This window comes from Desulfopila sp. IMCC35006, assembly GCF_005116645.1.
In the GTDB taxonomy this organism is placed as follows: Bacteria; Desulfobacterota; Desulfobulbia; order Desulfobulbales; family Desulfocapsaceae; genus Desulforhopalus_A.
Window position 1 is genome coordinate 613,866 of record NZ_SWCM01000001.1, and the last position, 21,754, is coordinate 635,619.

General features: G+C 48.5%; 25 protein-coding genes and 1 pseudogene. 11 read left to right on the forward strand and 15 right to left on the reverse strand.

What is annotated here, in order from left to right; all coding sequences use genetic code 11:
• Nucleotides 1–2: 2 nt before the first annotated feature.
• Nucleotides 3–1,130 carry an ABC transporter permease gene (locus tag FCL47_RS02705; RefSeq protein WP_136811904.1) on the forward strand — a complete coding sequence of 376 codons (1,128 nt, stop codon included), beginning with the start codon at nt 3–5 and terminating at the stop codon, nt 1,128–1,130.
• 44 nt (nt 1,131–1,174) lie between these two features.
• On the opposite strand, the gene FCL47_RS02710 is transcribed toward FCL47_RS02705, so the two are convergent.
• A complete protein-coding gene (locus FCL47_RS02710) occupies nt 1,175–1,507 on the reverse strand; it encodes a hypothetical protein (protein WP_136811905.1) in 333 nt (110 codons plus the stop codon).
• Nucleotides 1,508–1,654: 147 nt separating this feature from the next.
• Here FCL47_RS02710 and FCL47_RS02715 point away from each other — a divergent pair, with 147 nt between their 5' ends.
• From FCL47_RS02715 to FCL47_RS02725, 3 genes are all read left to right on the forward strand, one after another.
• The gene (locus tag FCL47_RS02715; protein WP_136811906.1) at nt 1,655–1,846 is read left to right on the forward strand and encodes a hypothetical protein; all 192 of its coding nucleotides are present in this window, start codon (nt 1,655–1,657) and stop codon (nt 1,844–1,846) included.
• 821 nt (nt 1,847–2,667) lie between these two features.
• Nucleotides 2,668–2,841 (forward strand): ATP-binding protein, encoded by a 174-nt coding sequence (locus tag FCL47_RS02720; RefSeq protein ID WP_167496334.1) that lies wholly within the window; start codon nt 2,668–2,670, stop codon nt 2,839–2,841.
• 39 nt (nt 2,842–2,880) lie between these two features.
• Nucleotides 2,881–3,255 carry a response regulator gene (locus FCL47_RS02725; protein ID WP_167496335.1) on the forward strand — a complete coding sequence of 125 codons (375 nt, stop codon included), beginning with the start codon at nt 2,881–2,883 and terminating at the stop codon, nt 3,253–3,255.
• Nucleotides 3,256–3,325: 70 nt separating this feature from the next.
• Here the strand turns inward: FCL47_RS02725 and FCL47_RS02730 are convergent, their stop codons facing one another.
• The 9 genes from FCL47_RS02730 to FCL47_RS02770 form a co-directional block, all read right to left on the reverse strand.
• Nucleotides 3,326–3,814, reverse strand: a complete 489-nt coding sequence (locus tag FCL47_RS02730; RefSeq protein WP_136811909.1) for a CreA family protein — start codon at nt 3,812–3,814, stop codon at nt 3,326–3,328.
• A 361-nt stretch (nt 3,815–4,175) separates the two neighbouring features.
• Nucleotides 4,176–4,331: a DUF3309 family protein gene (locus tag FCL47_RS02735; RefSeq protein WP_136811910.1), complete on the reverse strand. Its 156-nt coding sequence runs from the start codon at nt 4,329–4,331 to the stop codon at nt 4,176–4,178.
• A gap of 59 nt (nt 4,332–4,390) precedes the next feature.
• The gene (locus tag FCL47_RS02740; protein WP_136811911.1) at nt 4,391–5,170 is read right to left on the reverse strand and encodes a BON domain-containing protein; all 780 of its coding nucleotides are present in this window, start codon (nt 5,168–5,170) and stop codon (nt 4,391–4,393) included.
• 81 nt (nt 5,171–5,251) lie between these two features.
• The gene (locus FCL47_RS02745) at nt 5,252–5,431 is read right to left on the reverse strand and encodes a CsbD family protein (RefSeq protein ID WP_136811912.1); all 180 of its coding nucleotides are present in this window, start codon (nt 5,429–5,431) and stop codon (nt 5,252–5,254) included.
• A gap of 100 nt (nt 5,432–5,531) precedes the next feature.
• A complete protein-coding gene (locus FCL47_RS02750; protein ID WP_136811913.1) occupies nt 5,532–6,329 on the reverse strand; it encodes a BON domain-containing protein in 798 nt (265 codons plus the stop codon).
• Nucleotides 6,330–7,197: 868 nt separating this feature from the next.
• Nucleotides 7,198–7,917 carry a M23 family metallopeptidase gene (locus FCL47_RS02755; protein WP_136812163.1) on the reverse strand — a complete coding sequence of 240 codons (720 nt, stop codon included), beginning with the start codon at nt 7,915–7,917 and terminating at the stop codon, nt 7,198–7,200.
• Nucleotides 7,918–7,940: 23 nt separating this feature from the next.
• Nucleotides 7,941–8,960, reverse strand: coding sequence for a L,D-transpeptidase (locus tag FCL47_RS02760; protein WP_136811914.1), 1,020 nt, complete (start codon nt 8,958–8,960; stop codon nt 7,941–7,943).
• A 235-nt stretch (nt 8,961–9,195) separates the two neighbouring features.
• A complete protein-coding gene (locus FCL47_RS02765) occupies nt 9,196–9,459 on the reverse strand; it encodes a hypothetical protein (RefSeq protein ID WP_136811915.1) in 264 nt (87 codons plus the stop codon).
• A gap of 89 nt (nt 9,460–9,548) precedes the next feature.
• Entirely contained in the window at nt 9,549–9,977 is a 429-nt protein-coding gene (locus FCL47_RS02770; protein WP_136811916.1) for a response regulator, read from the reverse strand.
• A 720-nt stretch (nt 9,978–10,697) separates the two neighbouring features.
• Between FCL47_RS02770 and FCL47_RS25545 the strand changes: the two are divergent.
• Nucleotides 10,698–10,971: pseudogene (locus tag FCL47_RS25545) on the forward strand (alpha-D-glucose phosphate-specific phosphoglucomutase); the annotation flags it as partial.
• Nucleotides 10,972–11,408: 437 nt separating this feature from the next.
• Here the strand turns inward: FCL47_RS25545 and FCL47_RS02780 are convergent.
• From FCL47_RS02780 to FCL47_RS02795, 5 genes are all read right to left on the reverse strand, one after another.
• Nucleotides 11,409–11,771, reverse strand: a complete 363-nt coding sequence (locus tag FCL47_RS02780; RefSeq protein WP_136811917.1) for a hypothetical protein — start codon at nt 11,769–11,771, stop codon at nt 11,409–11,411.
• 156 nt (nt 11,772–11,927) lie between these two features.
• On the reverse strand, nt 11,928–12,404 hold the full coding sequence (locus FCL47_RS02785; protein WP_136811918.1) for a hypothetical protein: 477 nt from the start codon (nt 12,402–12,404) through the stop codon (nt 11,928–11,930).
• Nucleotides 12,405–12,421: 17 nt separating this feature from the next.
• Complete coding sequence (locus FCL47_RS02790) at nt 12,422–12,586, reverse strand: DUF3096 domain-containing protein (RefSeq protein ID WP_136811919.1); 165 nt, start codon at nt 12,584–12,586, stop codon at nt 12,422–12,424.
• A 36-nt stretch (nt 12,587–12,622) separates the two neighbouring features.
• Nucleotides 12,623–13,075 (reverse strand): PAS domain-containing protein, encoded by a 453-nt coding sequence (locus FCL47_RS25005; RefSeq protein ID WP_240744106.1) that lies wholly within the window; start codon nt 13,073–13,075, stop codon nt 12,623–12,625.
• A gap of 11 nt (nt 13,076–13,086) precedes the next feature.
• Nucleotides 13,087–15,171: a CheR family methyltransferase gene (locus tag FCL47_RS02795; RefSeq protein ID WP_240744107.1), complete on the reverse strand. Its 2,085-nt coding sequence runs from the start codon at nt 15,169–15,171 to the stop codon at nt 13,087–13,089.
• Between the two features lie 834 nt (nt 15,172–16,005).
• On the opposite strand from FCL47_RS02795, the gene FCL47_RS02800 reads away from it, so the two are divergent.
• The 6 genes from FCL47_RS02800 to FCL47_RS02825 all read left to right on the forward strand — a co-directional run bounded on the left by FCL47_RS02800 (nt 16,006) and on the right by FCL47_RS02825 (nt 21,706).
• Entirely contained in the window at nt 16,006–16,368 is a 363-nt protein-coding gene (locus FCL47_RS02800; RefSeq protein WP_136811920.1) for an STAS/SEC14 domain-containing protein, read from the forward strand.
• Nucleotides 16,369–16,406: 38 nt separating this feature from the next.
• Nucleotides 16,407–17,003 (forward strand): hypothetical protein, encoded by a 597-nt coding sequence (locus FCL47_RS25010; RefSeq protein ID WP_240744108.1) that lies wholly within the window; start codon nt 16,407–16,409, stop codon nt 17,001–17,003.
• Nucleotides 16,984–17,421: a response regulator gene (locus FCL47_RS02810; protein WP_136811922.1), complete on the forward strand. Its 438-nt coding sequence runs from the start codon at nt 16,984–16,986 to the stop codon at nt 17,419–17,421. The genes FCL47_RS25010 and FCL47_RS02810 overlap by 20 nt, the downstream gene beginning before the upstream one ends.
• Nucleotides 17,422–18,047: 626 nt before the next feature.
• Nucleotides 18,048–18,248 (forward strand): hypothetical protein, encoded by a 201-nt coding sequence (locus FCL47_RS02815; RefSeq protein WP_136811923.1) that lies wholly within the window; start codon nt 18,048–18,050, stop codon nt 18,246–18,248.
• A gap of 26 nt (nt 18,249–18,274) precedes the next feature.
• A complete protein-coding gene (locus FCL47_RS02820; RefSeq protein WP_240744109.1) occupies nt 18,275–18,604 on the forward strand; it encodes a class I SAM-dependent methyltransferase in 330 nt (109 codons plus the stop codon).
• Between the two features lie 459 nt (nt 18,605–19,063).
• The gene (locus FCL47_RS02825; protein WP_136811925.1) at nt 19,064–21,706 is read left to right on the forward strand and encodes a chemotaxis protein CheB; all 2,643 of its coding nucleotides are present in this window, start codon (nt 19,064–19,066) and stop codon (nt 21,704–21,706) included.
• Nucleotides 21,707–21,754 lie beyond the last annotated feature (48 nt).

Below are 21,754 nucleotides of genomic sequence, written 5' to 3' on the forward strand. Positions count from 1 at the left end.
ACATGAACTCACCAATCGCCAAAATTTATCGTCTGGGCATCAAGGAACTGTGGAGTCTGGCACGCGATCCGATGATGCTGGTACTGATCGCCTACACCTTTACCGTGTCGATCTATATTGCTGCCACCGCCATGCCCGAGAGCCTGCACAACGCGCCGATAGCCATCGTCGACGAGGACGCGTCGCCGCTGTCGGCGCGCATCATATCAAGCTTCTACCCACCGCTTTTCAAGACCCCGACCATGATAACGCTTGCCGAGGTAGATGCCGGCATGGATCAGGGCGACTACACCTTCGCGCTGAACATTCCGCCGAACTTCCAGCGCGATGTGCTGGCCGGGAGTAAACCAACAATACAGCTCAACGTGGACGCAACTCTTATGAGTCAGGCCTTTACCGGCAATGGGTACATCCAGCAGATTGTCGCCAGCGAAGTGAATGAATTTGTTTCGCGTTATCGAAGTACGACAGCGCCACCGGTGGATCTGACGCTGCACATGCGCTTCAACCCCAACCTGGAGCAATCCTGGTTCGGTTCGCTGATGGAGATCATCAACAACGTGACCATGCTGTCCATCATTCTGACCGGCGCTGCACTGATCCGCGAACGAGAACACGGCACCATTGAGCATTTGCTGGTGATGCCCGTGACACCAACCGAAATCATGCTGGCCAAAGTCTGGTCCATGGGGCTGGTAGTGCTGTTGGCCGCCCTGGTGGCACTGGTATTTGTGGTACAGGGCATGTTACGCGTACCAATTCAGGGGTCGGTGACACTCTTCATGCTGGCCGCCACACTGCATCTGTTTGCCACCACCTCGATGGGCATATTCATGGCTACGCTGGCGCGCTCCATGCCCCAGTTCGGCATGTTGCTGGTGCTGGTTCTCTTGCCGCTGCAACTCCTCTCGGGCGGCGCCACCCCACGCGAGAGCATGCCGGCGTTTGTGCAAAACGTAATGCTGGCCGCACCAACCACGCACTTTGTCTCGGCAGGGCAGGCGATTCTTTACCGTGGCGCAGGTATAGATGTAGTGTGGCCGCAGTTTTTCATCATCGTTGCGATTGGCAGCGTGCTGTTTATCGCATCCCTGGTTCGTTTCCGTAAGGCAATCGGCCAGATGGTCTGATTGTGGCTACCTCAAATAACACCAATATCATTTTTAACATGACTCTATCCCGTGGAACCCAAACCTTCAGAAGGACCTGAAAAAAAGTCATATATGATCAATGGTTGAATATGACCTTTGATTTTGGGCTGATATAACGACATATCGACACAGGGCATTTCTTGAAAACCAATAAATTTCAGCACAATGAGTGGCATGACGCGGGGTGCATATAACCCGGAATGAAGATTGCGAATAAAGCAGAAGGTGACAACGGATGGCATCATTGAGGCCAGCTCGTACAGCACGGAATCAGAAATTGCGACTTCAACACATTGGAATTTCTTTCCCTCTCTTTTAAAAGGGGAAGGGAAAGAAAAGATCATGCGATCGGACATGACGACTCAACAGCAAAAGGAAGATCAGGAACAAAACCAATTCTGTCATAGCAAACAAATGTAAGTGTCGTTCACAGCATAAATGCAGTGGTAAACAACAAGACCATCTCGGGATGAAAGTAAACGAACTCAAAAAGGAGAAACGCCTTGAAACTGAGCACAGAAAACAATATCGAAAACAAAAAAGAAAATTTGGACGGGGACCTTCAAGAAAATTTTGGCCAGGTTGATATTGATAGTTCTTTCGTTCTCGTAAACGCCTTGATTATGAGACCGGTAGCTGGGCCTTTAATGGTGATTGATTCCGATAAAACAGGTTTTTTACCTATCGCCATGTGACTACCTTGAACATTGACAAAACTCAACCAGTTCAAGTGAAGTTTATTGATGTTTAGCAAAGCCAAAACACTCAAAGGTTACAAATGAGACAGCCTTAATAGAAAAATAAGGAGGGCTAAAGAATATTAAAAGAAACGGGTGAACGTTGATTTGGTCGAAGTTTTTACAGGAATGAGTAAGTACCTAAACATAAAAAATTGGAATAACCGCGAATTTTCGGTATGTTAGTAGGTTAGAGAGGTTTTAAGTGTCACTTGAGAATGTTGCAGGGTTCCCTGTGTTTGAAAGGGTAACAAATGACCCGAATCTCGGGTCTACCACACTTGATAAGTGTGAGATGTTTTACAACACTAAACAACATCAGACTTATCTCGTGTGTCTCAGCCCATCAGACTTTAAGAAAATGATGACATTGAAAAAAGCATATTTAAGACAGTTGTCCATTTTTACCTGACCACGTCAAGCCACCTTCCTGGAAAACACCTCATGCACACAAGCTATCCCGCAGCTCTTGTCTGCACCCTGAAGCTTTGATTGGGACCGTTTCCTAACACAGATCAGCAAAGATCACTTGAAGGGCCCATAGACTTGGTCATATATGACCAGTTGAGCGTATATGACCTTTAGGCCGGCACCTCCCCCCTGCATTGTTCCTCGACTAATTGGCATGATTGAGAATAAATCAACGAGATAGACACTGCGCATAGCTCTTGGATCGATAATTGCTAGATAAGTGAAGAAAGTAAGATATCTGCGGTCAAGCTTTTGGTTTGTACCTTCGCGGATGGTTGCCGGCAGCATCTCCATCGCGGTGGCTTTGGTTGAAGCGGGTTCCACCGGGAGCGAACAACGGCACTGGTTTAGGACTGGCTACTGTCTATGGCATCGTCAAACAGAACAATGGTTTCATCAACGTCTACAGCGAGCCGGGTAAGGGAACAACTTTCAGGATATTTCTGCCGCGGCATAGCGAACAGGGCAGCAACGCGGGATAGCAGTGTGAGGAAACGATCCGGCGTGGCCATGGAGAAACTGTGCTTGTCGTGGAGGATGAAATATCGATTCTCAAACTCGCAGCGCAAATTCTCAAAGATCCTGGTTATGTCGTTCTTACCGCCAATAGATCAAAAGACGCCATCAACCTAGTCAAAGAGCATAGCGAGACAATCGATCTGGTCATCACCGATGTAATAATGCCGGAGACGAACGGAAGGGATCTGGCAAATTTGCTTCTCACAATACACCCAAACATGAAGTGCCTGTTTATGTCAGGCTATACTTCAACCGTCATTGCCGACCAGGGTGTTCTGGTAGAAGACATGCAGTTCATTCAAAAGCCATTCTCAGCAAAAGAATTGGGCGAAAAGGTGCACGAGGTATTGAAGAGTGACAAGGAAAATTCAACTTGATACTGTATCTTGCCTCTATCCATTGATTTGAAAACCTTGGAATCCGCCGACCAAGCTGCGAAATCCAACTTTACGGTGCCGACCACCCCATGATAGGCACCGTGCTGATACTGTTCTTCGGGCTTCCCTCGACAACCCGATCGCTATACGCCACGTAAACCAACACGTTGCGTTCGCGGTCGAAGAAGCGGACGACCTGAAGTTTCTTGAAGATAAGGCTGCGGTGCTCGTCAAAGACGCGCTCACCGTCCTTAATCTCGCCAACGATTTTGATCGGGCCGACTTGACGACAGGCAATGCTTGCGTCACTCGTGTCCTCTGCCATACCTAATTCACCTTTCACCCCTCCTGTTTGCGCTCGGGAAATATGACAAGCGACGCCCGTGACTTTGGGGTCGTCAAAACCGTCAATCACGATCTTGTCGTTGGGCCCAAGCATACGAAAATGCGTGCTCACCGAGCCCGTCGTGCCGCGTTCGGGTCGACTGAAGACCCATAATCCGAAAAGTACAATAACCAAAAAAATCAAGCTGCCAAGAATAATTCCGATCCGTTTCATGATGATTTGCCTTCCTTGGGTGAATTTACATCCCACCTTGTGCCCAGTGGGAAGATGATTCGAAAAGTTTTTAGAATTATCTTAAGCGCTTGCCCTATTGCAGGATCTCTTTGCAATTAATATTTTGCCTTATAACTGTACTTCCGTGACTCTGATGGTTTCCTTGCTGAAGTCAACCATCGAAATAGAGGCCAACCTTTCCGGTCCTGACCTCTATTCCGTCAAACTCAGCATTCCATTTGTCGAAAAGAGAAGAACATTTCTCTTTTTTAAATCATCGGCGGATTCAATCATCTTGTGAAATGGTTCGTCATAAGTCGCGGCTTTTCATACGTGACTGCTGATGGATCTAAAAACCTGATCAGAGTCTGCCCATGAGAAGCAGGGCCACAACAATAAGGACTATCAGGCCGACTCCACCACTGGGCCCATACCCCCATGACCGGCTGTGCGGCCAGACCGGGATCATTCCCAAGAGCGCCAGTATCAGAATTATGACTAATATTGTACCTAACATATTTTACTCTCCCCTTAACAGTAATGGCCAATCCCAAACTAACCGGTTTTGGATCTGGTTTACTTGACGATCATGTTATTGACCACCTTCCTTACTCCATGCACATCGCTCACGAGTTTGGTGGCCAGGTCCTTTTCAGCTGCATTTTTTGCCGTACCTCCCAGATTGACAACACCGTCTTTTGTCTCGACGGTGGTTTTCAGGGCGCTCGTTGAGCGATGGTACAGCAAAGTCGACTTGACCAGAGCGGTAATGGACGCATCGTCAATCATCTCGCCCATGGCATCCATTTTTTCTCCCATTTTTGTTTCGCCCGACTTCATTTTCGCGGAGGGTGTTTTCATCTCATTTTTTACAATTTTGACTCCTTCAACATCCTTTACATATTCGGTTGTCAGGTCTTTTTGCGCCTGACTAGAGGCATTACCGCTCAGAGTGACGGTCCCATTTTTTGCTAATACCTCAGTTTCGGTGGCCTTCACGTTCCGATGGAATAAAAGTGCGGCTTTGACTTTGGTGATAAGCCACGCATCTGAGGTTTCACTGAGGGCCTCACCTTTTTCTTTCAGTTGGTTATCTACGGTTTTCACTCCCGGCAGGCTCGCCACACAATCCTGAGCCAATGTCTTGTGGGATCCATCGGAAACAGTCCCGGTCAAGGTAACAACACCATCCTTGGATTTGACTGTAATGTCATCGCCTTTGAGGTAGGTTCTGAACACATACGACTGCGTTGCGGATGCTACGATGTCGTCATCAGTCACAGATGCAAAGACAGGAGCACCGACAAACAGCAAGGAAGCTAGAATTGCAGCCACTGCTAAACGATAGGTTGACATGGTATTTTTTCCTTTATTTGTTGGAATGTTTGGGTGAATCACCAAGAAATCATTTTCCTGCTGCTTTGCTTTGTCAAAAGGCTACTTGCCTGCAACCTTCTCGATCTCGGCGATTTTTTCCTGAACTTTACCTTCTAAATTTTCAACTTTTCCTTCAGATTCCAGGTCACGGTCATCGACTACTTTCCCGACGGTCTCCTTGACCTTACCTTTCACTTGGTGCATCTTCCCTTCTACATTGTCTTTTGTGCTTGATTTCATGGTGTTTCTCCTGGTTAATTTTGGTTGAAGTAACTGTTGCAGGGGGCCTCTGCACTTTATTTTTCGGGTCCCGGCACAGTCGACTACAAGCCGACTGTCTTTAGTTGGTCATGGATGCGATTCTCTCGATGGTCATGTTATTGAACACCATCTTGACACCTGGAACGTCAATAACACGTTTGGAGACGAGGTTTTTCTCATCCCAACTCCCGGCTTTTCCCTCCAGCATGACCACGCCATCCTTCGTCTCGACAGTGATGCCCAAGGTCCTGGTCGAACGATGATACGACAGGGTGGTCTTGACCAGGGCCGTGACAGACGCATCATCAATCGATTCGCCTGTGGTGTCGGCGTCTTTCCGTATTTTCTCTCCTGTCTTCAGAGTGGCAGGTGCCACCGTCATTTCATTTGTTACCTTGTTCACCCCTTCCACATCCTTGGCATACTCAGCCGTCAGATCCTTTTGGGCAATGCTGCCTGCCTTGCCGCACAAGGTGATGGTGCCGTTTTTTGCGACAACCTCAGTTTCGACAGCATTCACATTCTGATGGAATAAAAGTGTCGATTTTACTTTAGCAGCAAGCCACGCATCTTTATTCAGAGCGGAGACTTCATTATGTTCTTCCAATTTACTGTAAACACCGGTAACCCCGGGCAATCTCGCAAGAGTCTCACTGGCCAGTAATTTGTGAGATGCATCAGAAACCGTCCCGATCAGAATGGCAACGCCGTCTTTATACTGTATCGTGATGTCATCGCCCTTGAGATAGGTCCTGAACACATACGACTGTCTAGCATATGATTCAGTGTCGATTCTGGATGCGAAGAGAGGGGTGTTAAGTGAAAACAATGAAGCCATGGTTTCCAGTAATTGCTTATGGTATGGTATTTTTCTCATCGGCTTTTCTCCTTTTGTTGAATGAGACCTGCGCAGTTTCGGAATACTTTTTTCAGGTGATCCAACCTCTGGAACTTTCTTCCTTCTTTCCTCATAGAGGCATGGCGAGGATGGCGGACCGCAGGAGCAAAACCAGTGGAAGAGTGCCATTCGTCACTCTCTTAAAGCAATATTTATGCCATGTTTACAACGCTCAGCGTCACCTCATCCATCTCTTTGATGTTTTTGGAATAAGTAACCCAAGAATAGATCTACAGGGAGGCCATTGAACACTGAATGTAAAGGGTTGTATTTAATCTATTGGTCATAGATAACCACTTGGGCAAATGTGACCTGACCTTTGGAATCTGGTTGCAACAGTCCCTTCCGGAGAATTGGGAAATATTGAAGTAAAATGAATAATACAGGAGATGTGACAGAGTACTTTCAACCCTGACATAATGATTACTCTGTAAAGTGAGGGGAGTGATGCACCCCAACAGTGACGGTTTACATCGTCAAACAAATAAGCAGCGGATAGCCTAACTCCGAGGGAACAGTTCCCCTTTGTTTCTTCAACGAGGATGTAATCGCTACGTGTCGTTCCCTACAGGATGCGATCGACCCGAACGAGGAAGATCTTCCTTCAGCGAGACTTCCTTCCTCTGGCTTGTTCGACCACCCATTTAGCTAAGTATAATATAGAGGGAATATCTGAAAAGAGCGACAAAAGGAAAAATAACAGTGCAGATACCTCGACAGGATTGTTTATTAAGTTAGGGGTTTGGGCAGGAATCCGGACATGGCGCCAATCAGATAGGGCACGGGTAGGTGCATGTCGAAATCCAGTTGTACAATGACGGATGCCAGGGGCTAGGAATCGCGTTTGTCAGGGCCCGCGCAACATAGGATACGGGTTTATCACCGTTGACTTCCACCAAAGCTTTTCCGGACCCAGCACGGATACCTCGAAGTGCAGGTGCGGCGCCGCATCGCTGGCATTGCCACTGGAACCGACCAGGCCGATTGGATCGCCACTTCGTAATTGTTTGCCTTCCACGAGGCCCGGCGCATAGCTGTCCAGGTGCGCGTAATAATATACATATTTTTCTGTGGGATCGAACTGGTAGACGGTCAGGCCGCCCTGATTGCTGTAGAACAGTTTCACGACTGTGCCATCATCCGCTGCGATCACCTTGGTTCCACTCGGTGCCGTAATGTCGATTCCGTTGTGGATACGACCTCCGCTTCGTGCATCGGTGTAGCTGTCGGTCAACTGGCTCGCCTTGATGCCAACGACCGGGATCAACAGTGGCAACGAAGGACTCTCGGTCGACGCCGGGGCCACTAACATCGGCGTTACCGCGGTCGCGGTGGATTGCAGAGAGGGAGAGTTGGCGGCATCCATTGGGATCACTGGGGACAACCATGGATAGGAACCATCCGCCGCCGATTCCGCATTGCAATTTACTGTCGGCGTGGCGGATTGTTGTGGCGGATTGATTGCTGCTGGCGTATCTGCCGCCAACGGTTGCGGACAGAACACAAAAGCGAAGATGCCGGCCGCGCCGAACAGCGCACCGCCGACAAAGGACAACACGTGTTTCAAAGCAGGATGAATGCCAGCCAAACTCATTCCTGCAAAATTGCCGGCATGCCGGGCGAGACCGCCTCTGCCAGCGCCAGTGCATTCCAGTTAGTTAAGCGGATGCAGCCATGTGACTGCGTCTTGCTGATTTTCGAAGGCTCCGGCGTGCCGTGAATGCCATAATGCTCTTTTGACAAATCGATCCAGACCACGCCAACCGGGTTGTTCGGGCCGGCCGCAATTGTCGCTTTCTTTTTTACCGATTTGGCATCCCAGAACAGCGCCGGGTTGTAGCGGAACACCGGCTTCTTGGCGATGCCCAGGATTTTCCAGGTGCCAATTGGCAGCGGATCGTGCTTGCTGCCTGTGGTCGCAGGAAATTGGGCAATGATCTTGCCCGCCGCATCCACCAACATCACCACCGAATCGGACCTGTCGACGACAACTTTCGCTACCTCTGGCAAAAGCACAGGCAAACATATATTCGGCACCACAATGTTCTGTCCAGCTGTGGCGAAATCTTGGCCCGGATTCAGTTGTTGCAGCAAAGCCGGGCTCGCATGGAATTTTTCGCCAAGCGCTTCGGCCGGCGAGGTATATCCGAGGGCCGGCAGTTTGGCCTGTTCCATAATGTCGTGCGGTATCGGGACGAAGGGACCTGTGACATCCTCTGCCGTAATCCTGTAGGACACCAGTGCCGGTACCGCATCGCGATTCAGCGTAGCCCAAGTGTTTGCGTCGATCGTGCCGTTTGCATCCAGCCCCTTGCTGGCCTGGTATCCAACGACCGCACTGCGCATGGTCGAGCCATAGACGGCATCGATCTCGCCAGGCCCGAAGTTCGCGAGACCCAGCAGTATCTGCGCGCGCAGCACCGCGGCGCCGCGGGTTTTCGGACCGATCGTGGTGACCAGGCTGGCGTCGTTGACAGCCTCCGTTGATAATGGTGATAGATAGTCGCTGTCCAGGGGGGAAGAAGCTCCCACATTGGCGGCAACGGAAGGATAGCAAATACCCGAAACAGACACCGAAATTGCCAAAAACAGCACCCAAAAATAGCTCATTGTCCTGCTTCTCCATTCATGCTCAACCCCTGTATGAGCTCAGCCAATTAATTGCTTGCTGCCGGACGTCGTCCTCGTAGCGGTCATACGATCACCCACCTTGGTGTAGTGGACCGTCACCGGCATTCCTGATTTTACAGTCTCCAGGGAGACAGGGACACCCGCATCATCAACATACGCAGTACTCTTTGTGTATGCCGAATGGATGGAGCATGTCTTTTAACCATGAACAATTTCAAACTGAACCAGAAACAACCTCATCCAACGATGTGATCTTTCCGACCAGAGATGTATAGAGAATATTATTCTGAGCAGTGCTCAACGCACGTTCCAATACCTTCGCCTCAAGTCCATTCGCCAAGTATACCTTTTCCATGGTGGCATCTGACCCCGTCTTCCCTGCCCTTTTTAGTCTTTCAGCATTTTTTACGGGGATAAACTTTCCGGAACTTGCGTTAAAAACAACGCTATAAGTATCTGATTTCTGTTGTTCAGCCATGCTATCCTCTTTCAATATAGTCTCCAACATTAGCAGTAAAAGTGCAGATGTCTTTGTCATCAGCGAATTCTATCATCGCTGAAGATTTCTCATTGTCTGACAACGTTTCGGCTGTGGAGGTTTGTTGCGTCAACAAGTACTCGATTCAGTAAGCTCTTAAGACCATCCCTTGTGTATGGTTTGTGCAGGAAAGCTTGGGGTAAATCCTTGTAATCACCTTCCATTGCATGGGTTTCATCGTAACCGCTGGAAAGGATTACCGGAAGATCTGGCTTGATTTTACGCAGGGCAGCAAGGGTTTCCCAACCGTTCATATCCGGCATGGAAAGATCGGTGAGAAGACAATCTATACTGTTATGATGTTTTTGAAACAGAGCTACTGCCTCGGTTCCACCTACAGCTACAAAGACCGTAAAACCTAGGTTTTCAAGTACTGCCTCTGTTACCGTGCAAAATAAAGGATCATCGTCGACCAATAGCACAGTTTTTTTTACCGTGAAAGTCTCTTGTTTTGTCATCAGGGTACCCTTTACAAAAATGATTATTAATAACTTCCTTCCCTTACTTTATGCGCCTTTGGGGAATAGGGCTCAATAGCAAGCCAAGACGGGAAATGTTGCTTTCGGTCTCCAAAACTGGCTTTTCCTGTTGGGTTGTCAATTTGTGAACCTTACTCTTTTAAAAGCAATCATTGTGCCAGGTACACATCATTATTGACCACATCGACTAACATGGCGCTTTGTCAGAGACAATTATTCAAGAAACAACGCACAGGGATCTATCAATGGACCTACGATATTGGTCAGATATCGCCAATTGGTTACGTGTGACCAATATGGATTTTCAGGGCTTTTAAGATGAGAGATCACAAAGGAAGTACTGAGAAGAGGAGGTCGCTCTCTACAGATGAGAGGTTGTTGATACGTGTCACAGACATTATGTCTGTGACATGATATCTGGAGGTGTCTTAAAGACCTATCAAAAGGAAAATCGTTTTTCACCATTTAAAAACGATAGAGCACATGAACAAAGTGTCTAAGACCTGGCACAATCGTTGCTAGATTAAAGAGTAGCATAGTTACACCCTCCCCGCGGAAACCTCACTACCGTAATCCTAACCACGATCTGTGACCGAGACATCGGAACACCATCAGTGTCAATATCGGCGACAAACAATCCAGACAGGTTTCAACATCATGAACATAAGCCCTTAGGCAGGCAAACCCGCTGGCCCATCGGTGCTGGTTCGCCGACCAGAACTGGTCACGGCCTACTATACAATGAAACCCGATCCCGCGGTTCCGGAACAACGGGTTGTTTTCGGCACCTCGGGGCACCGTGGTTGGGCCTTTGACAAGGCGTTCAATGAAAAACCATATCCTTGCCATCAGTCAAGCCATCTGCGGGTACCGGGCACAGAAAATGATCGATGGTCCGCTTAGTATCGGCATGGACACACATGCCCTTTCGGTGCCGGCACATGCCGGGGCGCTCGAGGTCCTGGCCTCGTCCTTGCCTCAACCGGAAACTTTGCCCGCATCGGAACCAAAGGAGAATAGGTCTCGAGCATCCACTATTCAAGAATCATACGATACTTTGTGTGCCTCATCCCTAACAAAAGTTCCGGTTTACTGGCCTTTTACCGGGGTTAGGTAAAAACCCTAATCAATGACTGGCGATACCAGGGTGAAAAGCATTTTCAACCTATTCTTCCTTCCACTGTCAAGCCCGACAAACTCAACGCTGTATCGCCAGGTTGGTGCCTTGCTTTTCTGATCAGTGACTAATTTTTTTGTGATTACCACTAAAGTTCAGCTACATGGGGATATGAGGTGCCCTTTGCACGGGTGTTCCGCAGCCTGGATGGCTGCGGTCAAGCCCCCAGGGATGGGTTTATGGCGTCCCGTGCAAAGGGCACCTCACATCCCTCTGGACCTTCAAGCTGAACTTTAGTGGTAATCACAAAATTTTTTTGACTTAACATGCCCCGTAACTTGATTTATCAGATATTCAAAGTTCGTCAGGATATCAAAAATGAGAATATCCCTCTTCAGTGCACCCTCAATAAGATTCATTTCCTCTGCGCACAATAATGAAATTCCGCCTGGTGCTATGTCGTAAATTCTTGTTACGACAGGCTTTGGAAAATTTGTCAGCGCTGCGATACCGTTGGCCCAGATCCTGTTTGATTTTCGTTTGGTGTGGTGGACATCAAGGAGAGTGCCGGGTGTGTAAATACATTCCCTGTCAAATCCATTTTGATAAAATGATGGAAGGCTTTGCCGGCTGTTTTCAGTGTTTAAAACTTCCATGGTTTTTGCGGGTTCCTTAGGTGTTGCTGGCAGATGATGCAATGCACTTTTGCTTGTAGAATAACCCTGTCAAACGCATGATTCCGTTATGTTTGCACTGAACTCCTTGGCTGTTTCATAGTTCGCATAATCGTCTCCCATAGCTGCCTCTTACTACTAATATTCCGGGTATTGTCTTTCCCAGCTTCCGAGCCTTTTTCCAGTTTCCGGTCTGAAAGAAAATGTGAGGATAGTTTCAATTATCCGCTGATGCTTTTCTACTTCCCGGGCAAGGCTTAAAAATAACCGTCTGTCATTTTTCCGTTCGGCATCTGCTGCCTTTTTTAGATAAAATAACCGACTCGTCTCTTCAAAATTCAGCGTTTTTCTGTAGTAATCGAGGTCGGAATAATCAAAGTATTCGTCGGCATCATCCTCCTTCATCCTGAGAAAAACATTATTCACATTTTCTTGAACTTTTGTCTTCGCTGGTGAACAGTTACCTTTTTGTCCTTCGAGGAAGGCAATGGTATTAAAATGCTCCATTTCTTCGCTTGCGAGCATGCTCAAAATAGTCCTAAAGCCTTGTGTCCGGCAATTCTCAGTAAGCTCCAGGCAGAGGCCGTCTTCGTTTAGCTTCATTTGGTCTGGCATGAATCTTCTCCCAGCTATTAGCGCATATGAAAGTTGCTGCCGCCGATCAGGCCGAGCAGGCCGATAACAATCAAATATATGGCAACGATGTAGTTCAGCAGACGGGGTGCAACCAGAATAAGAATGCCGGCGATCAATGAGACCAGCGGCGTGAGGCTCAGATGCAAATTATTGATGCTCATGTTTTTCCTCCCTGGAGATGATTTAAGCGTGTACGGTTATGACGGACCACCTGTGCTTGCGGAACCCAGATCATAATCAGGATAAAGTTCCTTCGCACATTCAGGACAGATGCCGTGACTGAACTCCGCTTCGGGGTGGTCTCGACCATAGACTTCCACCTGGCTCCAGAAGCCTTTATTGTCACGGACCTGCTTGCATTTTGCACAGATCGGGACAATGCCCCGCAGGGTGCGGATTTCATCAAAGGCTTTTTGTAGGGCATCTTCCACCCGTTTACGTTCGGTGATGTCAAAAAAGCTGATCACCGCCCCTTCCATCACATTGTCGATGGTGCGGTAGGGGTGAATGCGCATGGTGTACCAGAGTCCCTCGACTGTCTGCACATCTTTCTCCTTGGGAACCAGGTTATCAAGCACGGCCTGTACATCAGCGACAAAGTAGTCATATCCTGTCAAATTACAGACAATATGACCGATGGGCCGTCCCACATCGGTCTTGATCAGGTTGATGAGGGGGCAGAACCGTCAGTGCCTGCAGAGCTGTCATCGTCCGCCGGCACCACTTCCTCCAGAATAACCAGATAGAGAGGGACTTCGGTCGACGTTGCGGGACCGGTAATCATCGGGCTGACGGTCAGATTTACCGTGATGAAAGCTCCATTGCTGTTGACCCGTAGACCGGTGCGCCCTGAAGTCTTCTGTGATGTCGATGTCTTGCGCAGGACCGCAGCCAATTCGTGCTGCAAGCCTTCACGAGCCATCTTCAGGATATTATTGACGGCAGTCTCCCCAAGGGGCGGATTCAGGTACATCCCGGTCCGACCATGGAGATAGAGGATATCGCCGCAACCGTTGACCAGTGCCCCGGTGGGAGCTACCTGCTGCAGCAGTGCCTGCTCGGTCAGCTCGCGCAAAGACATTTTGCCGATACCATATTTCTTCCGGGCCGGTTGTGGCTGGATACTATCTTCAACCGCCCTGGTGGGAAAATTGTTGCCCAGGGGAGCTCTAAAGACGCCGTTCATCCTCTGCTTGCGGCGATAGAGTTTTGCTTTTTTATCAAATAAGGCAAACAAATCGCCCCAATCCCCTGCTGTTTCCGAAGAACCCAGGAAAAGAAAACCGCCTGGTTTCAACGCATAATGGAAAAGAGAAATGAGTCTATTTTGCAGGTTGGAGCTCATATAAATAAGGAGGTTGCGGCAACTGATGAGGTCGAGTTTTGAAAAAGGTGGATCTCGAGTGACATCCTGCTCGGAAAAGATCACCATATCCCGTATGCCTTTGTTGATACGGTAGGTGGTATTATCGGGTTCGATGGAAAAATAGCGAGCCAACCGATCAGGGGAGACATCCGCGGCGATGCTGGCCGGAAAGAGGCCGGCACGGGCCGTGGCGATTGCCCTGCTGTCGATGTCGGTGGAGAAAATCTGCACCGTGTAGCTCTGGTTGAGTTTATTCAAATGCTCCTGCAGCAGGATAGCCAGTGAATAGGCTTCCTCGCCGGTCGAGCAGCCCTGTGACCAGACCCGAACCATATCGCCTACGAGTCGGTCGGCAAAGAGCTTGGGGATGATTTTTTTTTCAAGAGCCTTGAATGGCGCAGGATCGCGGAAAAAACTGGTCACGCCGATCAACAGATCCGAGAAGAGTGCTTTCACCTCGGCGGGAGTCTGCTGCAGATACCTGGCATAGTCAGCCATCGTCTCGATCTGGTGGAGGGCCAGCCGTCTTTCAAAGCGGCGATTAACAGTGCTTGGCTTGTATTGGGAAAAATCGTGTCCGGTCTCCTTACGCAGCACATTGAATATCGTTTGCCTGGTGTCTTCATCCTCTGTCGATGCAGGAGAAGAGATCTTGGGTAGCCCGTGGAAGGCGTGCGCCGCATAGGCCATGAGCTGAACAGCCATCTCAACCGGCGGCAGCTCATAATCAATCAGACCTGTGGCGATGGCACTCTTTGGCATGCCGTCATATTCGGTGGTGTTGGGGGTTTGCGCCATGGCCATGCCACCCTCGCCTTTAATTGCCCGAACGCCCAGGGTGCCGTCACTGCCGCTACCGGAAAGGACGATACAGATGGCTCTTTCCCGCTGATCCCTGGCCAGGGATCTGAAGAAAAAATCGATAGGCAGTCGCTGACCGCGAGGCGCGGAGGGTTCGAGCAACTGCAGGCCGCCGTTCAGAAAGGCCATGTCCCGACCGGGCGGGATGATATAGGCACAGTTCGGTCGCACCTCCATTCCATCCTCGACTTCGAAGACCTGCATACGGGTATAGCGCTGGATGAGGCTCGTAAGGATGCTTTTATGGTCCGGGGCTAAATGCTGCACCTGGACAAAGGCCATGTTGGGATCGGTTACCGCCGGCATACCCGAGAAAAAGGCCTCAAAGGCTGCCAGTCCAACGGCTGAGGCACCGATGCCGACGATGGGGAACTGTTCTCTGGGTTCGATTGTCGACTGCGTTATCTCTAGCTCCGGGGCCGCAGCACCGCCAGATTGCTTGGGCGGCAATAATCGTATCGACTTAGTAGCAGACGCCGTGGGTTTTATTTCTTGAGGTTTTTTTTCCTCAATGGCCATGAGACTCCCCCCGGAATGATGTGCTTCGCTGCTTGATTTGCATACCTTCACAATTGAGGGAGGTTGTCCCTCTCTTCTTACAAAGCAATCATTATGCCAGGGTTTGAAAGGCCCTGTTGTATTAACTATCCTATTAATTTTTCGTCAAAAAATACAAATAGAACGGAAGAAACAGCAGAAGCCTGGGCCAATACGTCAGGTCATATTTGCCCAAGTGGTCATATACAACCTTTTTCGGTCTTCCTAGCTCTATGGATGGAGCATGATAATGCTATTACTTTTCCCACATAATTTCGATACAATCGATTCGACCCGCGCTTGACGTTTCCTTTCCGCCTGGGCCTGATCCTGCCTTGGATTTTCTCTTGAACTTGCAGGACAGCCGCTGATACTTTGCCGGCATTAAGCTCATTATCCACAAATTGTAGATTAGCCCCCTGAAGCGGGTCCGAAACCACATAAAGACGGGTATTAACTATCCGTCCCATCCGTCACCCCAAACATGATCAGACTCCGGGCGGTCATATATGACCGTTTGGCTAAATATAACCTTTTTTGGGGAGTGTTCACAGTCACCCTTCGACTGATTTATTTGTTAATTGTTGATTAAAATCGAAATGATGAAGGAAGTGATGCCCGATACTGCAAACCTGGCAAAAAGTTTGCAATGTCGGGACAAGAGATTTTGATTTCCCCCTAAATGAATCGACAGGATCAGCTCGACGGTCAATCACAGGATATATGGCTGGGCGCTATGCTTTTTATTCCCTTCTACTGAAGTCCAAGGCTGATCTTACATGCAAAATATATGAATTTACAACAGAGGAATTGACAATGTCTATTGAACTCAAGGAAGAAAAAGGTGGCAAATTGCTTGTTATACAGGTCACCGGCAAGCTGGAAAAAATGGATTACGAGCACTTTGTGCCTGAGTTCGACCGGCTTGTCAAGGAGCACGGGAAGTTAAGGGTGCTGTTTGATATGACCGACTTCCATGGTTGGAAGCTCAGCGCACTGTGGGAGGACACCAAATTTGCAATGAATCATTTCAGCGACATTGAACAGCTGGCCATGGTCGGGGAAGAGCGGTGGCAGCATGGCATGGCTATCTTCTGCAAACCATTCACCAAAGCGATTGTTCGCTACTTTGATCATGCCGATACCGCCGGGGCAAGGGTATGGCTGGCTGAGGCTTGAGCTATGGTGAAAATCAGCCACTTTGGAGAGGATATATTTTGAAAACCACGAAATTTTCTAAAAATCTAACTGTATCATATTTCACAAAAAAAAAGGATGAGCTGCAACAAGAGTTCATCCTATTGCTCCACTGTGGAGTGAACCACGAGAATATCCTTGTCCAAGGCAGTTATGAGCCAGCGAGACACGCCGAATCGATTTTCGTGGAACCGAATCGCAAGCATGTCAGGAATAACCTGAAAAAGCGTAACCGCTCACTGCATGCCATTGTGTCAATTGAAGCTGTTTTGGATGGCGGCACTTTTGCAGGTTGCCGGTTTGTCGCCAACAACGATACTTTTGAGCGTATGACGGGGATCATAGGCGAGCAGGCGCAGGGCAAAATGGTAAATGAGATCTGGCCGAACACCGAAGTGCACTGGATCAAAGCCTACACTCAGCTGACCGAAAGCGGGTCGCCGAGTGCCTTCACTCTATATCATGCCCAGATCTCAAAGTTATATCGTTGCCATTTATTTAATCCGGGTCAAAGCAGGAGCCTTTTTTTTGTGATTTTCACGGACATTACTAATCAAAAGACGGAGGAGATTCCCCTCATCCTAAAGGAAGGACAGAATGAACACCTCAGGTTATAGATCTCCCCCAGAGGAAGCACCTCAATTGGACAACGAGCATATACTGCGCCATCGGCCCAAGGTGCAAGTCCAACCGCTGAAAGAAGAAAAACTGGAGATTGGAGGAGGCGATACGGTACTGGTAGTTGATGATGATCTCATGTTTCTTGAAATAGTTATTTTTATGTTAAGACGTTTAGGGTTTACCGTGCTTGAAGCAAAAGACGGTGTTGAGGCCGTAGAGGTATTTAAACAACATCCCGAATCAATCCGTTGCGTCCTTTGCGACATGATCATACCTCGCATGAATGGCTGGGAGACGCTAGATGCCTTGCGACGTCCTGTACCCGGAATACCGGTGATATTATCCAGTGGAAGCGCTCAGGCTGAAGTCTTTGCAGGCGACGACCCCGAATTGCCCCAGGTCCTTTCTGGGTAAGCCGTATTGTTTGAAAAAGCTGCAAGAGGCAACCCTCAAAGCTCTCGAAAAAAAAGCATAGTAGGGCAGGTAAAATGAAAACTCTCGAAGATGTTAAAATTTCCCTGTATGGAGAATAGACTCCGGGAAATGTAAATCCGCGCTGCTGGCATCAACAACGCTTGCTCCTTCTAAACGCAGGTTAAGAGGAAGATGTAAATAAGCTGGTTTCGTACATTACCAATTTAAAGGTATTACAGATGTTTTTTACTAGATATATTGTCGAAGTCTCAGCACTGCCTGAGCCTGTAAACAGGCTTGAAAAAGCCTCATGGCATCATTCAGATAAACATAGTCAAGGGAGGAAGAGATGAAGGATTTTTACGAAAAATATGCGACGATAGAAGATTTTTTCCCGAGTATATCATCTACTGTTTCTAAGGATCAATCTTCCATGACAAAGGGAGAAAGGTGTCCAAGCTGCGGCAGAGATACAAGCCAAAGGAATCTCCTTCATCCATCGATATCCAGGTCTTGTGTGAACCAAAAAGAGATTTCTCATGGATACGGCATTTGCCATCAATGTGGTGGCTTAGGGGCCGGTTTATTTGATGGAATTCTTACGACAGGATGAGAGGAAGGTTTCAATGGATAATTTCACTGAGGTACCTGCAAAATCTGAGATCACTTACAAAGATGTAAAAAGTGATAACGGCTTGCAAAACTTAGTACTGTACTATCAACACCAATTCGATATTGAAGAAAATTTTAACCATTATAACAAAACCGATTACCAAAGCGCTAAACGTAAGTTTATAAAATATTTCATGAAAAACAGAGAAGCATAGAAATCCGCTTTCAGGATTACCGTGATGTGTCCGAACACTTTGACCGGGTCATCTCGATCGGTATGTTTGAGCACACTGATGACAAGAACTACAGGGGATACATGAGGACGGTTTTTACAAACCTGACCGATGATGGCCTCTTTCTGCTCCATACAATCGGCGTCACCGGCCTCGAAAGCGGGATTGAGGCCTGGGTGTCCAAATATATTTTCCCCAATTCAGTGCTTCCCACCGCCCAGGCTATTTCCGGGGCATGCGCCGACATGTTCGTGATTGAAGACTGGCATAATCTCGACAGTGATTATATAAAACGCTCCGGGCTTGGTATAAGAATGTCATTGTCAATGTTACCGTAACATCTGACTTCACCATCGCGACCTTCATCGGCTATTCCAATTGAAATTGAGTTTTTGTGGACACCTAATCCAATACTCTTTATTGTTTTCTCCATGACCTGCCTCCTTGATTTTGGCTCTGAGTTGTTGGTTGTTGCTTTCAACTTGACGTACGTTTGCATGCAGGAAAGCCGATCTATTTTGCCTATGTGTTAACCATTAAATGTAGCTATATGGAAGTGGCACTTGGTGGTAATGTGAATACTTCGGTTTGAGCCTCAAAAGAATGAGATATTAATAATTTATGTCGAAAAAAATGCGATACTTTGGTAGTAAAAGTGATAACCAATTTATATTTATGTGAGTATAAGTGCAAATATCAGTACATCCGCTCCTCCATCAAGAAATTCCATAATGTTTCATTTTGGCTACGAAGCAACGACGACAAAGACAAAAATCGTTTTGGTATCGGAGGGCATCATGAGAGCAAAGGAAGCAACAGCCAAAGCCGAGACCATCGAGAACCGGAAGGTTGCTGAAAAAGCTCCTGAGGTGCAGGAAACGGTCAAAAAGACCTCTGCTGATTTTCCCATTATTGGTATCGGTGCCTCTGCTGGCGGATTGGAAGCTCTGGAACAGTTCCTGCGGAATGTTCCAGAAAAAAGCGGCATTGCCTTTGTTATCATCCAGCACCTTGACCCGACACACAAAGGAATGATGGCCGAACTTCTCCAGCGGATCACCGGAATGCAGGTCTTCCAGGTCGTGGACCGCATGCGTGTCGAGCCGAACTGCGTCTACGTAATTCCTCCCAACAAAGATCTATCAATCTTACACGGTGTGCTGCATCTGTTCGACCCGACAACACCGCGTGGCCTGCGCCTCCCCATTGATTTTTTTCTCCGTTCCCTGGCTGCTGACCAACAGAAAAGGAGTATTGGCGTCATCCTTTCCGGCATGGGGAGTGACGGCACGACGGGTATCAAGGCTATAAAGGAACACGAAGGTTTGGTACTGGCACAGGAGCCCGCTTCGGCCAAATTCGACAGTATGCCCAGATGCGCCATAGAATCAGGGATGGTCGATATTGTGGCCCCGGTTCAAAATCTGCCCGGCAAGATTATCGACTATCTCCTTCACAATCTGATCATTGGCAAAAAGGAACTAGCATTTGAAGAGAAGGAGCAGAGCGCTCTGGAAAAAGTCTTGATCCTGCTACGGACCAAGACCGGACATGACTTCTCCCTGTACAAGAAGAACACGATGTACCGCCGCATCGAACGGCGTATGGGCATTCACCAGATCGACAAGATTGCCTCCTATGTCCGCTACCTGCAGGAAAATCCTCACGAGGTGGACCTGCTCTTCAAGGAACTGTTGATCGGGGTGACCAATTTTTTCCGCGATCCTGAGGCATGGGAACAGCTGCGGGGAGAGGCAATTCCAGGGCTTCTGGCGTCCCGTCCGGCTGGCAAGATACTGCGAGCATGGTCGGTGGGGTGCTCAACCGGCGAGGAAGCCTATTCGCTGGCCATCGTCTTCAAGGAGGCGATGGAACAGTCCATTCCGGCGGAAAATTTCACTCTGCAGATTTTTGCCACCGATCTGGATCAGGATGCCATCGACAAGGCACGCCAGGGAATCTATCTCACTAACATCGCAGCGGACGTATCTCCCGAGCGACTACAGCGTTTTTTTGTCAAAGAAGCAAACACCTATCGGATTCGCAAGGAGATTCGCGAGATGGTGACGTTTGCGACTCAGAATGTCATCATGCATCCGCCTTTTACCAAGCTGGATATCCTTATCTGCCGCAACCTGCTGATCTATCTAACGCCTGAACTCCAAAAAAAACTCATGCCGCTCTTTCACTACAGCCTAAATCCAGACGGTATTCTGTTCCTGGGGAGTGCGGAGTCCATCGGCACATTGACTGATCTTTTTTCGCCGCTGTACGCCAAATCGCGGCTTTTCCGGCGGAATGAATCGGTCAAACAGGTACAGCCGCTCTCACTTCCAACTTCATTTGTCCTCGCCCCGTGGGGAGCCTCCAAGGAGTTACCGATGTTGCAGCCCGCTATCGATATACAATTGCTTGCCGATCAGCTGCTTCTGCAGCACTATTCACCGCCTGCCGTGATAACTAATAACGAGGGTGATATCCTCTATTTCAGCGGTCGAACCGGCAAGTATCTTGAACCCCCGGCTGGCAAGGCCAACTTGAATATTTTTGCCATGGCCCGTGAAGGTCTCCATTTCGCATTGGGAAGCGCTTTCCAGAAGGCACTCCGGCAAAAAGAGACCGTCAACGTAAAGGATATCAAGGTCGGGACCAACAACGGCACGCAGCTTGTTGATATCACGGTCCAGCCGGTTGCAGAACTGGGTGAACTTCAAGGGATGGTGATGATTGTCTTTAGAGACGTGGCGACCCCACCGAAGAGAAAGCGCCGGACATCCTCCTCTACCGTTCCGGACGACATTGCCAGGGTTCTCGAACTGGAGCAAGAAGTTCAAGGTTTACGCGAAGAACTGCAAACGACCCGAGAGGAGATGCAATCTTCGCATGAAGAGCTGACCTCTACCAATGAGGAGCTGCAATCCACCAACGAAGAGCTACAGTCCACCAACGAGGAACTGACAACCTCTCGGGAAGAGATGCAGTCCATGAATGAAGAGCTGCAGACGGTCAATACCGAGCAGCAGTCTAAAATGGAAGAGCTCGATTGGATTAATAACGACATGATCAACTTGCTCAATAGCACAGAAATCATCACCATATTTTTGGACAACCTACTGAGAATCCGACGCTTCACCACCGGGGCTGATAAACTTTTCAAGTTGATCCCGAGTGATGTCGGGCGGCCGCTTTCCGATATCGTCAGCAACCTGCACTATTCCGAATTGAGGGCAGAAGCGGAAGAGGTGTTGCGGACGCTAGTCTTTACGGAAAAACAGGTCACCACCACCGATGGACGATGGTATTCTGTGCGCATCATGCCCTATCGCACCACAGAAGACGTCATTGGCGGAGTGGTGATCACTTTTTCAAACATCACTGCGGTCAAAGCGTTGGAGGCGGAATTGCGCGAGAAGATCGCACAACTTGAAGCTAAAAATTAGTACCTCAGAAATCCCGGCTTATTTTCCCGTTTACCGGGGTTAGTCATG

What these genes read in the sequence shown, in the direction of transcription:
- FCL47_RS02730 (WP_136811909.1), bottom strand. Translation starts at nt 3,814, where the DNA reads ATGAAACGGATCGGAATTATTCTTGGCAGCTTGATTTTTTTGGTTATT.
- FCL47_RS02815 (WP_136811923.1), top strand. Translation starts at nt 18,048, where the DNA reads ATGGATAATTTCACTGAGGTACCTGCAAAATCTGAGATCACTTACAAA.
- FCL47_RS02800 (WP_136811920.1), top strand. Translation starts at nt 16,006, where the DNA reads ATGTCTATTGAACTCAAGGAAGAAAAAGGTGGCAAATTGCTTGTTATA.
- FCL47_RS02795 (WP_240744107.1), bottom strand. Translation starts at nt 15,171, where the DNA reads ATGGCCATTGAGGAAAAAAAACCTCAAGAAATAAAACCCACGGCGTCT.
- FCL47_RS02750 (WP_136811913.1), bottom strand. Translation starts at nt 6,329, where the DNA reads ATGAGAAAAATACCATACCATAAGCAATTACTGGAAACCATGGCTTCA.
- FCL47_RS02765 (WP_136811915.1), bottom strand. Translation starts at nt 9,459, where the DNA reads ATGGCTGAACAACAGAAATCAGATACTTATAGCGTTGTTTTTAACGCA.
- FCL47_RS02790 (WP_136811919.1), bottom strand. Translation starts at nt 12,586, where the DNA reads ATGAGCATCAATAATTTGCATCTGAGCCTCACGCCGCTGGTCTCATTG.
- FCL47_RS02810 (WP_136811922.1), top strand. Translation starts at nt 16,984, where the DNA reads ATGAACACCTCAGGTTATAGATCTCCCCCAGAGGAAGCACCTCAATTG.
- FCL47_RS02825 (WP_136811925.1), top strand. Translation starts at nt 19,064, where the DNA reads ATGAGAGCAAAGGAAGCAACAGCCAAAGCCGAGACCATCGAGAACCGG.
- FCL47_RS02760 (WP_136811914.1), bottom strand. Translation starts at nt 8,960, where the DNA reads ATGAGCTATTTTTGGGTGCTGTTTTTGGCAATTTCGGTGTCTGTTTCG.
- FCL47_RS02785 (WP_136811918.1), bottom strand. Translation starts at nt 12,404, where the DNA reads ATGCCAGACCAAATGAAGCTAAACGAAGACGGCCTCTGCCTGGAGCTT.
- FCL47_RS02780 (WP_136811917.1), bottom strand. Translation starts at nt 11,771, where the DNA reads ATGGAAGTTTTAAACACTGAAAACAGCCGGCAAAGCCTTCCATCATTT.
- FCL47_RS02710 (WP_136811905.1), bottom strand. Translation starts at nt 1,507, where the DNA reads ATGTCCGATCGCATGATCTTTTCTTTCCCTTCCCCTTTTAAAAGAGAG.
- FCL47_RS02770 (WP_136811916.1), bottom strand. Translation starts at nt 9,977, where the DNA reads ATGACAAAACAAGAGACTTTCACGGTAAAAAAAACTGTGCTATTGGTC.
- FCL47_RS02735 (WP_136811910.1), bottom strand. Translation starts at nt 4,331, where the DNA reads ATGTTAGGTACAATATTAGTCATAATTCTGATACTGGCGCTCTTGGGA.
- FCL47_RS02705 (WP_136811904.1), top strand. Translation starts at nt 3, where the DNA reads ATGAACTCACCAATCGCCAAAATTTATCGTCTGGGCATCAAGGAACTG.
- FCL47_RS02745 (WP_136811912.1), bottom strand. Translation starts at nt 5,431, where the DNA reads ATGAAATCAAGCACAAAAGACAATGTAGAAGGGAAGATGCACCAAGTG.
- FCL47_RS02740 (WP_136811911.1), bottom strand. Translation starts at nt 5,170, where the DNA reads ATGTCAACCTATCGTTTAGCAGTGGCTGCAATTCTAGCTTCCTTGCTG.